Below are 12,715 nucleotides of genomic sequence, written 5' to 3' on the forward strand. Positions count from 1 at the left end.
TTGCAGAGGAAGTATTCGGAACTGGGGCCGCGTCTTTTCAAGATGAGTTCGGTGAGCGGAGGGAAGGTGCCTGCGCAGGTGTCCGGACGCCGTTCGCCCATGCGCCTTAGGCCGTTCGGACGAGGGCGGCAACCCGCGGGCGGAAGGTATAATTCGCCTCTTGCATCTATTTCCCTCGTGGCCGTGCGCGACATCGCGCGCAGCATGGGCACGCTTCGCTGCCGCGCTTCGCAGCCATGTTCGCTCGAGCGCCGGCGCCTGTTTTCCGAGTAACCGCTAATGACCACCTCCGTTCGTACCCGATTCGCACCGAGTCCCACCGGCTTCATCCACCTGGGCAACATCCGCTCCGCGCTGTATCCGTGGGCGTTCGCGCGCAAGATGAAAGGGACCTTCGTGCTGCGGGTCGAGGACACCGACGTCGAGCGCTCCACGACCGAATCGGTCGACGCGATTCTCGAGGGCATGGCATGGCTTGGTCTCGATTTCGACGAAGGCCCGTTCTACCAGATGCAGCGCATGGACCGTTACCGCGAAGTGCTGAAGCAGATGCAGGACGCCGGGCTCGTCTACCCGTGCTACATGTCGACCGAAGAGCTCGACGCGCTGCGCGAGCGTCAGCGCGAAGCGGGTGAAAAGCCGCGCTACGATGGCACGTGGCGTCCGGAGCCGGGCAAGGTCCTGCCGGAGCCGCCCGCGGGCGTGACGCCGGTGCTGCGCTTTCGTAATCCGCTGACCGGCGTGGTCGCGTGGGACGACGCGGTGAAAGGCCGCATCGAAATCTCGAACGAAGAACTCGACGACCTCGTGATCGCCCGTCCGGACGGCACGCCGACGTATAACTTCTGCGTCGTCGTCGACGATCTCGACATGCGCATCACTCACGTGATCCGCGGCGACGACCACGTCAACAACACGCCGCGGCAGATCAACATTCTGCGCGCGCTGGGCGGCGAGCCGCCGGTGTATGCACATTTGCCGACCGTGCTGAACGAGCAGGGCGAGAAGATGAGCAAGCGCCACGGCGCGATGAGCGTGATGGGTTATCGCGATGCAGGGTATCTGCCGGAAGCGGTCGTCAACTATCTGGCGCGCCTCGGCTGGTCGCATGGCGACGCGGAGATTTTCACGCGCGAGCAGTTCGTCGAGTGGTTCGATCTCGAGCACCTCGGCAAGTCGCCGGCGCAGTACGACCATGACAAGCTGAACTGGCTCAACGCGCACTACATCAAGGAAGCCGACAACGCACGCCTCGCCGAACTGGCGATACCGTTCTTCGCGGAGCTCGGCATCGACGAAGCCACACTCGCGCAAGGTCCGGATTTGACGGGCGTGGTGGGCCTGATGAAGGATCGTGCGTCGACAGTGAAGGAAATTGCGCAGAACTCCGCGATGTTCTATCGCACGCCGGCACCCGATGCGGAGTCGCTTGCACAGCACGTGACCGACGCGGTTCGTCCGGCGCTCGCTGATCTGGCCGCTGCATTGAAGACGGTCGAATGGACCAAGGAGGCGATCGCCGCCGCGCTGAAGGCTACGCTCGGCGCGCACAAGCTGAAGATGCCGCAGCTCGCGATGCCGGTGCGTTTGCTGGTGGCGGGTACGACGCATACTCCGTCGATCGATAGCGTGCTGATGCTGTTCGGTCGCGACGTCGTCGTTGGCCGTATCGAAACAGCGCTTGGCTGATCAGCTGCGGGCGTGCGTGACAGGGTTTCGCACGCCTTCGGAAAAATCGCATGTAATTGCTCAAAGGGTATTTACAAACCGCAGATCGCCCTCTAGAATCTCGTTTCTCTGATGTGCGCGGGGGTATAGCTCAGCTGGGAGAGCGCTTGCATGGCATGCAAGAGGTCAGCGGTTCGATCCCGCTTACCTCCACCAACACAGCAGAGAGAAGTTAAAGTGGTTAAGAAGTCTGAAAGTTGTAGAAAAAAAGACTTCACAAATCGCTGAAACGTAGTTAAAATATCGGTCTTCGCAGTTGACGTTAAAAAGCTCAGCGAATTAACTGAAAAGTTAGGGCGAGCTGAATAAGTCGAAAGAGAATTAAGACGGATCTGAAAAGATTTTGTCCCCTTCGTCTAGAGGCCTAGGACATCACCCTTTCACGGTGAGTACAGGGGTTCGAATCCCCTAGGGGACGCCAAACATCAGCGTCGCTTTAGTATTCGAGTAGTAGTAAAGCAGCGCAGCTTGCAGAGAATTAACCGACGCTCGCAAGCAGGGTGTAAAGACTGGAGTGGTAGTTCAGTCGGTTAGAATACCGGCCTGTCACGCCGGGGGTCGCGGGTTCGAGTCCCGTCCACTCCGCCAGACAAAGCCCGTTCACACATACCTGAACGGGCTTTTTCATTAAAGGTGTAAGCAGTACGTTGTCCCCTTCGTCTAGAGGCCTAGGACATCACCCTTTCACGGTGAGTACAGGGGTTCGAATCCCCTAGGGGACGCCAGAACATCGGCGTCGTTCGGTTGGAAGTTTGAACGGTGCAGCAGGCTGTGAGCATGGCTCGCAGACTGCGATGCAAAATCTGGAGCGGTAGTTCAGTTGGTTAGAATACCGGCCTGTCACGCCGGGGGTCGCGGGTTCGAGCCCCGTCCGCTCCGCCAGATTTGAGAAAGCCCACTTCACGAGAAGTGGGCTTTTTTTATTTCGGCTGCCCGTTGCCGGCCGCCTCGCGGAAAGCTCGGGACAAACAGCCATTGCCAGCGCGCGCGGCCTGTTTTACCGTTGATCCGACTCATCCTCGCGGTCCTGCCATGTTCGATCCAACCGAAGCCCCGTCACCGTTTCATCTGCGCACGGCAAGCATGGACGATTTCGAGTTTGCCGAGGCGCTGACCCGCAACAACATGGGCGGCTACTATCGCCGGCATCATCTGGTCTGGCGCAGCGATCTGTTTCTCGGCAGTTGGCGGGAATCGGAGAATTTCATTCTCGAAGTGGATAGCGTGCCGATGGGCGTGCTGCGTATCACCGAGGAGGGTGATTCGCTGCATATCCGCGACGTGCAGATTGCCGAAGGATATCGGCGGCTTGGCGCCGGTACGTTTCTTCTCGACATCTCGCATCAATGGGCGCGCGAGCGGGGGCTGCGCGAGTTGCAGTTGCGCGTGTTCGTCGATAATCCGGCTGCGCGGCTCTATCAGCGCAAGGGCTATAAGCTCGCCGGGCCGCGGCTCGCGCAGCTAGGCGCAATCCGTCATCTGGCGCGGCGGGTTTGAGGCCAGGTCTGCGTGGTTCGCCGACTCGCACCGCCACGCATCGACGTTCACCGCTCGGCAACATCAGCCGAACCGGCTTGATCCTGTGCCGTTTCATCATCCGCTTGCGCATCATCATGCTCGCCGTTGCTTGCGCGATGCTCGGCGCCTCGGTCGATAAACGCGCGTGGACTCGCGCCGAACGCGCGCCGGAACATCGCGGAGAAGGCGCTTTGGCTCTGATAGCCCAGTTCCTGCGCGACATGCGACAGCGGCCGTCCCTGGCTCAACAAGGGAATGGCGCGCGCGAGGATCGCCTGCTGACGCCACTGCGAAAAACTCACCCCCAGCTCCTGACGAAACAGCCGCGCGATCGTCCGCGTGCTCGCGCCGACCGTCGACGCCCACTGTTCGAGCGGCTCGCCATGCATCGGGTCGGCGATCACGGCCTCGCACAGCGCGCGCAGGCGCTTTTCGCTGGGCATCGGCACGGACAGCGGCAACGGCTCGGAGCGCGTCAGTTCATCGAGGGCGAGCGCGCCGAGCAGTTGCTCGCGTGCGGCGGACAGGCCAGGCGTATCGAGCGCGGCAATCACCTCGCGCAACAGGTTCGATACTTCGACGACGCGCGGCGTATCGAGCCCGGCCGGCACCGTACTCTCGGTGATGTACAGCGTGCGCAGGAACGCATCCTCGACGGCGACCACTTCGTGCGTGACATGCGGCGGCAACCAGATCGCGCGCGATGGCGGCACCATCCACGTCGTGCCCGTTGTCGCGACGCGCAGCACGCCGCGCGACGCATACGCGACCTGCGCCCATGCATGCGTATGACGCGCGATATGCCAGCCCGCCGGCATCGGCCGCGAGCGCACGCGGATCGGATGCGTGTCGTTCGGCGCAAACTCGGGCGGTATGTCGGCGAAACGCACGCGGCTCAACGGGTTGGACTCGGCGGACGAGGGCATGGCAAGGTCGGTTCGGATAACGGAGCCGGCAACGGCGAAGCGCGGTCGAGGCCATTCACCGGCGCGGGTTCCAAGCATTGTAGATCGTGCCTGGTTGCTGATGCCGTCGGGCCACCGTTGCATAATGTCCCGATGGCCCCCGAGCCACCAATCTCACCTCTGACCACGGAGACTCAACGACGATGCAGACCGTCTTTGTCTATGGCACGCTGCGTGCCGGTGAAACCAACGACATCAGCGAAGCCGCCGCGCGCAACGACCTCCCCGCGCCAAGCCTGCTCGGCAGCACCACGGTGCGCGGCCATCTGTTCGATTTTGGCGACTATCCGGGTCTCGTCGTCGACGAAGCGGGCGTCGACGTGGTCGGCGACGTCTATGAAATCGACGATGCGCTCGTCGCGGTGCTCGACGAAATCGAAGCCGTATATCCGGGTGTCGACGAGCGTTTTCTGGCCCGCGAGGTGATGGTCAAAGTAGACGGAAACGTCGTGAACTGCCGCTTCTATCCGGTTGTGCCGAACGCGGTAAAAGGGCTGCCCGAAATCCGTTCGGGAGACTGGGTCAAACATCGGCGCACGCGCTGAGCCGGTGCGCGCAAGCGGCCAATAGAGCAGCGCGCCACGTATGTCCGCGGCGCGCCGTCATTCAAGCTGATGCGATCGCCTGGCTCGAGCAGGCACGAGGCGCCCGAGCCCGCGTCATCGACACCATCAAATCTCTTCGTAAAGCGGCAGCGTCAGAAAATCGGTGAACTGCTCCGCGGTCGACATCTGCTCGAAGATCTGCGCGGCGCGCTCATACGGCTTCGTATCTCCGCCCACCGTCTGTTTGACCTTGTCGAGTTCCTGCCCCGCGAGCGCGCGCACCAGTTCGACCGTCACCTTGCGGCCGTCATCGAGCTTGCCCTTCGGCGAGCGGATCCACTGCCACACCTGCGAGCGCGAAATCTCGGCGGTGGCCGCGTCTTCCATCAGGTTGTGAATCGGCACGCAGCCATTGCCCGCGAGCCACGAACCGAGGTAGTGGATGCCGACGTTGATGTTGTTGCGCAAGCCCGCTTCGGTGATCGGCGTTTCCGGGCGGAAGTCGAGCAGATCGGTCGCGGTCACGAGCACGTCGACGCGCTGCTTGTCGATCTGGTTCGGCCGGTCGCCGAGCACCTTGACGAACTCTTCCATCGCGACCGGCACGAGACCCGGATGCGCGACCCAGCCGCCGTCGTAGCCATCGCCGGCGTCGCGCGCCTTGTCCGAGCGCACGCCGGCCATCGCCTTGTCGTTCGCGGCCGCATCGTTCTTGATCGGAATCAGCGCGCTCATGCCGCCGATCGCCGGCGCGTTGCGGCGATGGCAGGTCTTCAGCAACAGCAGCGCATACGCCCGCATGAACGGCGAGGTCATCGTGATCTGCGAGCGATCGGCGAGGCAGAAGTCGCGGTCGCTCTTGAACTTCTTGATCGCGGAGAAGATGTAGTCCCAGCGGCCCGCGTTCAGGCCCGAGCTATGTTCGCGCAGCTCGTACAGAATTTCGTCCATTTCGAACGCGGCGACGATCGTCTCGATCAGCACCGTCGCGCGAATCGTGCCACGCGGCACGCCAACGGCTTCCTGCGCGGCGACGAAGATGTCGTTCCACAGGCGCGCTTCGAGATGGCTCTCCATCTTCGGCAGATAGAAGTACGGGCCCGAGCCGCGCGCGATCAGCTCCTTCGCGTTGTGCACCATGTACAGCGCGAAATCGAAGATGCCACCCGACACGCGCTTGCCGTCGACCTTCACGTGCTTCTCGTCGAGATGCCAGCCGCGCGGACGCACGATCAGCGTCGCGGTCTTGTCGTTGAGCTGGTACGACTTGCCGTTCTGTTCGAGCGAGATCGTGCGGCGCACCGCGTCCTTCAGATTGATATGACCGGTGATCTGGTTGTCCCAGCTCGGCGCATTCGAATCCTCGAAGTCGGTCATGTAGGAGTCCGCGCCCGAATTGAGCGCGTTGATGATCATCTTGCGCTCGACAGGTCCGGTGATCTCGACGCGCCGGCACTGCAGATCCTGCGGCAGCGGCGCGATCTTCCAGTCGCCTTCGCGCACGCTCTTCGTCGCGGCGAGAAAGTCGGGACGCTCGCCCGCGTCGAGCCGCTTCGCACGTTCGACGCGCGCCTGCAGCAACTGCTGACGACGCGGCTCGAACGTACGGTGCAAGGCCGCGACGAGTTCCAGCGCTTCGCGGGTGAGGATCGCTTCAAAGCCGGGCTTGATGTCGCCGGTGATTTCCATGCCTTGCGGCAACGACAGCGGATTAGCCATCTTTTCTCCTTGGTCGGTCAGATTGCAAAAGTGCGAAGGTTGAAAACGGGAGTGGGTTCCCGAAAGCGAGGGGACGTCATACGCGCGGGCTGGCGCGCTTGCGGCCGCCACTGCCATGAGTTTTGGGTTGACGGCCGCCGCCCGAGCGCGACGACGTCGAGAGCGTCTGCAGAAAGCCCAGCAGATCGTTCATGCCGCCGCCGGTGCCATGCGGGCTCACGCCAAGCTCTTCGACGGGCAGGTTCTGCCGGTTCAGCCAGAACGTCGTGAAGCCGAACCACGTCGCGCCCGCGACGTCCCAGCCGTTCGCCGACACGAACACGATCTCGCGCGCGGCCACGCCGAACGCATCGGGGCCGAGCGCATACGCGGCGGGCGCGGGTTTGTACGCGCGCACCGCATCGACCGACAGCACATGATCGAAGAGGGCGCTCATGCCGGCGCTCTTGACCGCGATGTCGAGCATTTGCGGATTGCCGTTGGACAGAATCGCGAGCCCGAGTCTGAGCCCGACACGCGGCGCGCCAGCGGGCTCGCGCAACGTGCGCAGCACCGGCACCGCGTCGGGAAACGCCGACAGGCACGCGTATTCGTCCATCAGACGCTTTTCGGCCGAGCGGCCGAGCGTGAGCTGCAGTCTTTTCGCGGCGAAGCGCAGTGCGTCGAGCGTGATGTCCCAGAACGGGCGGTAGTGTTCGCCGGGGGCGTCGCTGCGCGCGGCGAGCGTGCGCAGCTGCGTGTATTCGATCTGCTTCTGGCGCCAAAGCTGCGACAGCGCGTCGCCGTGTCCGGGGAATAGTTGCTCCGCGGCGGCGATCACCGAATGCACGTCGAACAACGTGCCGTAGGCGTCGAAAATCACTGCTCGCGGGGAAGGTGTCGTTGTGGCCGACATTGCCATGCGCTCCTGTCAGAGGTCGGGATCGATTGTATTGGTGACCTTAGGTGCTAAAAAATAGGCTAAAAATCACTTGATCTTTTACTTTTATGTACCTAATCTCGCACACAAACCTCACTCTTGCGCCGATTTCATTGGTTCGCACGGCGCGCATCGTTCATGGACCGTTTCAAGCAGATCGAGACCTTCGCCACCGTCGCGGCCAAAGGCAGCCTGTCCGCGGCGGCGCTCGCCGAGGGCGTCGCTCCCGCGATCATCGGCCGGCGCATCGACGCGCTCGAGGAGCGCCTCGGCGTCAAGCTGCTGGTGCGCACAACGCGCAAGATCACGCTGACCTTCGAAGGCTCGGCCTTTCTCGAAGACTGCCAGCGCATCCTTCACGACATGCAGAACGCCGAGGCGAGCGTGTCGGCGGGCGGCGTCAAGGCGAGCGGCCATCTGCGGCTGTCGGCGCCGGCCGGCTTCGGGCGCCGGCACGTGGCGCCACTGGTGCCCGCATTCACTGTCGCGCATCCGGACGTGTCGATCACGCTCGATCTGTCCGATCGTCTCGTCGATCTCGTCAACGAGGGCTTCGATTGCGCTGTGCGGCTCGGCGAGTTGCCCGATTCGTCGCTGGTGTCGCTGAAGCTCGCCGAAAACCGCCGCGTGTGCGTCGCGTCGCCCGCGTATCTGAATCGGCGCGGCGCGCCGCACAGCCTCGCCGAGCTCGCGCGCCACAACTGCCTCGCGCTCGGCGCGAGCGCGAACCAGCAGCGCGGCTGGATGTTCCAGCACGACGGCAAGGTCGTGTCGATCAAGGTGTCCGGCACGATGGAATGCTCGGACGGCGCGGTGCTGCATGAATGGTGTCTCGCCGGACACGGACTGGCGTGGCGCTCCTGGTGGGAAGTCGGCGCGGACCTCGCGGCGGGACGCCTCGTCACGGTGCTCGACGAATTCGCCGCGCCGCCGATCGGCATCCACGCGGTGTTCCCGCAGCGCCGTCATCTGCCGCTGCGGGTGCGGCTGTTTCTGGACTTTCTCAAGCATACGTACGGCGAACCCGGTTACTGGGACTGACGCGCCAATCTCCAGACGGACGCAATTACCCGCATTCATACGCATTACAATCGTTCCGGGCAGCCTGCACCCTGGGCTTTGTTGGACGCTGACGCCGTGCTGCGCGCAGCCGGCGACGGAGGGCATCATGTTCAGGCACATCCTGGTTCCGACCGATGGCTCAGATCTTTCACGCAAGGCGATAGCGGGCGCGATCGATCTCGCGCAGGCCGTGGGCGCCCGCGTGACCGCGTACGCATGTCTGCCGCAATATCCGTACTCGCCGTTCTCCGATGTCGCGGTCGAACCACCCGGCGAGTTCCTGCAACGCAGCGAGCGCGAAGCACGCGTGCATCTGCGCGAAGTCGAGCATGCGGCCCACCGCGTCGGCGTCCACGTCGAGAGCCGCACGAGCGTGCATCCGGCGCCGTATCTCGGCATCATCGAAGCGGCCGAGCAGGGCGGCTGCGACGTGATCTTCATGGCGTCGCATGGGCGGCGTGGGCTCGGCAGCCTGTTGATCGGCAGTGAAACGCAGCGCGTGCTCACGCATACGAAAATTCCTGTGATCGTCTATCGCTGATTCGCTTTGCGCCGCCGCCGGCGGCGTGCCGGCATCCGCCTTCAAAAAAAACGCACCGGCGGCGAAGCCGGCGCGTTCAGGTTCGCCGCACGCTTGCCGCGTGCTGGCTTCTCTCAGACCCCGGCCGCTGGCATGCGCACTAATGCTCCTGCCAATCCGGTACGGCGCGGTCCCCCCTGTGTCGGCGGCACTGTGACGGTGCCGCTCGACATTTGCCAATCGTTGCTGCGTTCAGGCTACGGGATTGCGTGACCCGAGCGGCTGGTCTCAGGCGACCTTCTTGTCGAAGAACTGCTCATTTTCCGTCGAACCATGCAGCGCGGTCGTCGATGCTTCGCGCTCGACCGTCTGCGTGACGGCGTCGAAGTAGCCGGTGCCGACTTCGCGCTGGTGCTTGACCGCGGTGAAGCCCTTTTCGGCCGCCGCGAATTCCGCCTGCTGCATTTCGACGAATGCGGTCATCTGGTTGCGCGCATAGCCGTACGCGAGGTTGAACATCGAGTAGTTCAGCGCGTGGAAGCCGGCCAGCGTGATGAACTGGAACTTGTAGCCCATTGCGCCGAGCTCGCGCTGGAACTTCGCGATCGTCGCGTCGTCGAGGTTCTTCTTCCAGTTGAACGACGGCGAGCAGTTGTACGACAGCAGCTGGTCCGGGTACTCCTTGTGGATCGCGTCGGCAAATTTCTTCGCGAACTCGAGGTCCGGCTTGCCGGTTTCGCACCAGATCATGTCGGCGTAAGGCGCGTACACGAGGCCACGCGAGATCGCCTGTTCGAGGCCCGGCTTCGTGCGATAGAAGCCCTCGACGGTGCGCTCACCGGTCAGGAAGGGGCGGTCGTTGTCGTCGATGTCCGAGGTCACGAGGTCGGCGGCTTCCGCGTCGGTGCGAGCGAGCAGCACGGTCGGCACGCCCGACACGTCGGCGGCCAGACGCGCGGCGGTCAGCTTCGCGACGGCTTCGCGGGTCGGCACGAGCACCTTGCCGCCCATGTGGCCGCACTTCTTGACCGAGGCGAGCTGGTCTTCGAAGTGCACGCCCGACGCTCCCGCTTCGATCATCGCCTTCATCAGTTCGAACGCGTTCAGCACGCCGCCGAAACCGGCTTCCGCGTCGGCCACGATCGGGGCGAAGTAATCGACGTAGCCTTCATCGCCCGGGTTCTTGCCCTCCGACCACTGGATCTGGTCGGCGCGCGTCAGCGTGTTGTTGATGCGCTTAACGACGAGCGGCACCGAGTTGGCCGGATACAGCGATTGGTCCGGGTACATTTCACCGGCGACGTTGGCATCGCCCGCGACCTGCCAGCCCGACAGATAGATTGCCTTCAGACCGGCCTTCACTTGCTGCATCGCCTGGTTGCCGGTGAGCGCGCCGAGCGAGTTGACGAACGGCTCGCTGTTCACTGCGGCCCACAGCTTTTCGGCGCCGCGCTTTGCGAGCGTGTGCTCGGGTTGCACCGAGCCGCGCAGACGCACCACGTCTTCGGCCGAGTAGGTGCGCTTGACACCCTTCCAACGCGGGTCCGTTTCCCATTGTTGCTTGAGTTGCTGCACTTGCTGTTCGCGGGTCATTGTCATGATGTGCTCCTTCGATGCCAGTTATGGAGGATGGGTGACTCTGTCTTCTCGAAGCGTAGGGCCAGCAGAGGCGTTCTGTTTCGTGAAGTCTTATATAAGAGTCTAGGCAAATCGATGGACGCACAATAGACGCCGCAAAGCGTTTTTCCAATATTTATTTTTTCATGAAATCAATAGGTTAAATCCTACGTTTCGCGATGAGAAACGATATTTTCCCTGTTGCAATAGTCCTTCTTGTGCTTTGCAGCATGATTTTTTACGACGCAAAAAATTTTTTTACATCGTGAAATTTGGGGCGGGCAGTCGATAGGCGAAAAAAAACCGGCGCCTGAGCGCCGGTTTCTTCTGTTGCCACGGACGGCGCGAAGCCGTCCGTGGGTCTGATGGCTAGCGATTAGCTGCCGCGACGTGCCGAACGGGGACCGTCGTTGCGGCGCGCGCCGTAACCGTCACGCGAACCGTAACCGTCGCGCGAACCATAGCCGTCACGCGAACCGCCGTGGCTTTCGCGCGAGCCGTAGCCGTCACGCGAACCGCCGGCCGACTTGTTGCCCCAGCCGCCGCCGTTGCCGTTGCCGTTGCGCGAGCCACTGTAGCCGCCCGGCTTGCCCGAGCCGCTGCCGAAGCGGCGGCCGTTACCGGCCGGACGACCGCGGCCACCGAATCCAGGACGGCCGTTGCCCGAAGGCGGCGCCTTGCGCGGCTCGAAGCCTTCGACGACGTTGACCGGCAGCGGCGTGCGCACGAAGCGCTCGATGCGCTTCAACGCGCCCTGTTCGGCGTGATGCACGAGGCTCACCGCGATACCCGAGCGGCCCGCGCGGCCGGTACGGCCGATACGGTGCACGTAGTCTTCGGCGAACTTCGGCAGGTCGTAGTTGAACACGTGCGTGATGCCCGGGATGTCGATACCGCGAGCGGCGACGTCGGTTGCAACCAGCACGCGCACGCGGCGCTCGCGCAGCGCGCGGATCGTGCGGTTACGCGCGCCTTGCGGCAGGTCGCCGTGCAGCGCGGCCGATTCGAAACCGGCGTCGGCCAGACGGCCTGCCAGCTGGTCGGCGTCCATCTTGGTTGCCGTGAAGACGATCGCCTGATCGAGGCCGTCGGCACGCAGCAGATGGTCGAGCAGACGGTCCTTGTGATCGCGGTCGTCGACGTAGTGGACGGTTTGCGAGATGTTGGTGCGCTGCTCCATGCGCTGGACGATCTCGATACGCTCCGGGTCCTTCAACAGACGGCCGGTCAGCGAGCCGATCTTGCCGTCGAGCGTGGCCGAGAACAGCATGGTCTGACGCGTAGCCGGCGTCTCGGCGACGATCGTGTCGATGTCGTCGATGAAGCCCATGTCGAGCATGCGGTCGGCTTCGTCGAGCACGAGGATCTGCAGTTGCGACAGATCGATGCGGCCGCGCTCGAGGTGGTCGATCAGACGGCCCGGCGTCGCAACGAGGATTTCAGGGTTCTTCGCGAGCAGCATCAGCTGCTGGCCGTAAGCGACGCCGCCGAGAATGCTGACGGTGCGCAGGCGCTTGAGGTGCTTGCCGTACGTCGCGGCGGCGGTCGTGACCTGCATCGCGAGTTCGCGGGTCGGCGTCAGCACCAGCATGGTCGGACGTGCGACCGGCTGCGGACGGCGGCCGCGGCCACCGTCGGCCGGGCGCGGTTCGCGCGGCTGGCTCGCCTGGGCCTTTTGCAGCTGCGCGAAACGCTCGATGGCGGGCAGCATGAAGGCGGCGGTCTTGCCCGACCCGGTCGGGCTCGAAACCAGCAGATCGCGGCCGGCGATACCGGCCGGCACAGCGCGTTGCTGCACCGGCGTGGGGTGCTCGTAGCCAGCGGCGGTCAGCGCGGAGACGACTTCCGCGGACAGGCCGAGCGACGCGAAGCTCGGCTTGGCGTCAGCCTGCGCGGCGGCTGCGGGAGCGGCGGGCTCGAGACCAAGTGCTTCGTCGGCGATGGCGTTCAACGGGCTGCTGGGGGTGTTGCTCAAAGTCATGTGAATCCTTGAAAACGATCCTGGGTGGTTCATCGGATGAAAAACGTCAACGCCAATCGGCATACCCAAGTCGTCGGATTCAGCGAGCAAAAAAGCAGCGAGCAAATCGAAAAACGGGGGCAACTCGCGACAATGAAGGCG

The 12,715-nt window shown here is 63.5% G+C and carries 10 protein-coding genes and 5 tRNA genes; 10 read left to right on the forward strand and 5 right to left on the reverse strand.

Going from position 1 to position 12,715, the window contains the following annotated elements:
* Positions 1–279 precede the first annotated feature (279 nt).
* From gltX to G5S42_RS19290, 7 genes are all read left to right on the forward strand, one after another.
* Complete coding sequence (gene gltX / locus G5S42_RS19260) at positions 280–1,689, forward strand: glutamate--tRNA ligase (RefSeq protein ID WP_176108256.1); 1,410 nt, start codon at positions 280–282, stop codon at positions 1,687–1,689.
* A 119-nt stretch (positions 1,690–1,808) separates the two neighbouring features.
* A tRNA-Ala gene (locus G5S42_RS19265) sits at positions 1,809–1,884 on the forward strand.
* Positions 1,885–2,073: 189 nt separating this feature from the next.
* Positions 2,074–2,149, forward strand: a tRNA-Glu gene (locus G5S42_RS19270).
* A 90-nt stretch (positions 2,150–2,239) separates the two neighbouring features.
* Positions 2,240–2,316: transfer RNA gene (locus G5S42_RS19275), tRNA-Asp, on the forward strand.
* A gap of 61 nt (positions 2,317–2,377) precedes the next feature.
* A tRNA-Glu gene (locus tag G5S42_RS19280) sits at positions 2,378–2,453 on the forward strand.
* 80 nt (positions 2,454–2,533) lie between these two features.
* A tRNA-Asp gene (locus G5S42_RS19285) sits at positions 2,534–2,610 on the forward strand.
* Positions 2,611–2,760: 150 nt separating this feature from the next.
* A complete protein-coding gene (locus G5S42_RS19290) occupies positions 2,761–3,225 on the forward strand; it encodes a GNAT family N-acetyltransferase (RefSeq protein ID WP_176108257.1) in 465 nt (154 codons plus the stop codon).
* 47 nt (positions 3,226–3,272) lie between these two features.
* Here the strand turns inward: G5S42_RS19290 and G5S42_RS19295 are convergent, their stop codons facing one another.
* Positions 3,273–4,172, reverse strand: a complete 900-nt coding sequence (locus G5S42_RS19295; RefSeq protein WP_176108258.1) for an AraC family transcriptional regulator — start codon at positions 4,170–4,172, stop codon at positions 3,273–3,275.
* Positions 4,173–4,354: 182 nt separating this feature from the next.
* Here G5S42_RS19295 and G5S42_RS19300 point away from each other — a divergent pair, with 182 nt between their 5' ends.
* Positions 4,355–4,756, forward strand: coding sequence for a gamma-glutamylcyclotransferase family protein (locus tag G5S42_RS19300; protein WP_176108259.1), 402 nt, complete (start codon positions 4,355–4,357; stop codon positions 4,754–4,756).
* Between the two features lie 126 nt (positions 4,757–4,882).
* Here G5S42_RS19300 and aceB read toward each other — a convergent pair whose 3' ends face one another.
* Entirely contained in the window at positions 4,883–6,475 is a 1,593-nt protein-coding gene (gene aceB, locus G5S42_RS19305) for a malate synthase A (protein ID WP_176108260.1), read from the reverse strand.
* 76 nt (positions 6,476–6,551) lie between these two features.
* Positions 6,552–7,370: a haloacid dehalogenase type II gene (locus G5S42_RS19310; protein ID WP_176108261.1), complete on the reverse strand. Its 819-nt coding sequence runs from the start codon at positions 7,368–7,370 to the stop codon at positions 6,552–6,554.
* A 162-nt stretch (positions 7,371–7,532) separates the two neighbouring features.
* Here G5S42_RS19310 and G5S42_RS19315 point away from each other — a divergent pair, with 162 nt between their 5' ends.
* Together G5S42_RS19315 and G5S42_RS19320 are read left to right on the forward strand one after the other, a co-directional pair.
* Positions 7,533–8,435 carry a LysR family transcriptional regulator gene (locus G5S42_RS19315; RefSeq protein WP_176108262.1) on the forward strand — a complete coding sequence of 301 codons (903 nt, stop codon included), beginning with the start codon at positions 7,533–7,535 and terminating at the stop codon, positions 8,433–8,435.
* A gap of 127 nt (positions 8,436–8,562) precedes the next feature.
* On the forward strand, positions 8,563–8,997 hold the full coding sequence (locus tag G5S42_RS19320) for a universal stress protein (RefSeq protein ID WP_018435495.1): 435 nt from the start codon (positions 8,563–8,565) through the stop codon (positions 8,995–8,997).
* 267 nt (positions 8,998–9,264) lie between these two features.
* Here G5S42_RS19320 and aceA read toward each other — a convergent pair whose 3' ends face one another.
* Positions 9,265–10,569 (reverse strand): isocitrate lyase, encoded by a 1,305-nt coding sequence (gene aceA / locus G5S42_RS19325; RefSeq protein ID WP_176110570.1) that lies wholly within the window; start codon positions 10,567–10,569, stop codon positions 9,265–9,267.
* A 400-nt stretch (positions 10,570–10,969) separates the two neighbouring features.
* Positions 10,970–12,574 (reverse strand): DEAD/DEAH box helicase, encoded by a 1,605-nt coding sequence (locus tag G5S42_RS19330; protein ID WP_176108263.1) that lies wholly within the window; start codon positions 12,572–12,574, stop codon positions 10,970–10,972.
* Positions 12,575–12,715: the final 141 nt, after the last annotated feature.

The sequence above is a fragment of the Paraburkholderia youngii genome (assembly GCF_013366925.1).
GTDB lineage: Bacteria > Pseudomonadota > Gammaproteobacteria > Burkholderiales > Burkholderiaceae > Paraburkholderia > Paraburkholderia youngii.

Excerpts from the sequence above, each read along its gene's own strand:
- G5S42_RS19300 (WP_176108259.1), top strand. The coding sequence starts at position 4,355 with ATGCAGACCGTCTTTGTCTATGGCACGCTGCGTGCCGGTGAAACCAAC.
- aceB (WP_176108260.1), bottom strand. The coding sequence starts at position 6,475 with ATGGCTAATCCGCTGTCGTTGCCGCAAGGCATGGAAATCACCGGCGAC.
- G5S42_RS19330 (WP_176108263.1), bottom strand. The coding sequence starts at position 12,574 with ATGACTTTGAGCAACACCCCCAGCAGCCCGTTGAACGCCATCGCCGAC.
- G5S42_RS19290 (WP_176108257.1), top strand. The coding sequence starts at position 2,761 with ATGTTCGATCCAACCGAAGCCCCGTCACCGTTTCATCTGCGCACGGCA.
- gltX (WP_176108256.1), top strand. The coding sequence starts at position 280 with ATGACCACCTCCGTTCGTACCCGATTCGCACCGAGTCCCACCGGCTTC.
- G5S42_RS19295 (WP_176108258.1), bottom strand. The coding sequence starts at position 4,172 with ATGCCCTCGTCCGCCGAGTCCAACCCGTTGAGCCGCGTGCGTTTCGCC.
- aceA (WP_176110570.1), bottom strand. The coding sequence starts at position 10,569 with ATGACCCGCGAACAGCAAGTGCAGCAACTCAAGCAACAATGGGAAACG.
- G5S42_RS19315 (WP_176108262.1), top strand. The coding sequence starts at position 7,533 with ATGGACCGTTTCAAGCAGATCGAGACCTTCGCCACCGTCGCGGCCAAA.
- G5S42_RS19310 (WP_176108261.1), bottom strand. The coding sequence starts at position 7,370 with ATGTCGGCCACAACGACACCTTCCCCGCGAGCAGTGATTTTCGACGCC.
- G5S42_RS19320 (WP_018435495.1), top strand. The coding sequence starts at position 8,563 with ATGTTCAGGCACATCCTGGTTCCGACCGATGGCTCAGATCTTTCACGC.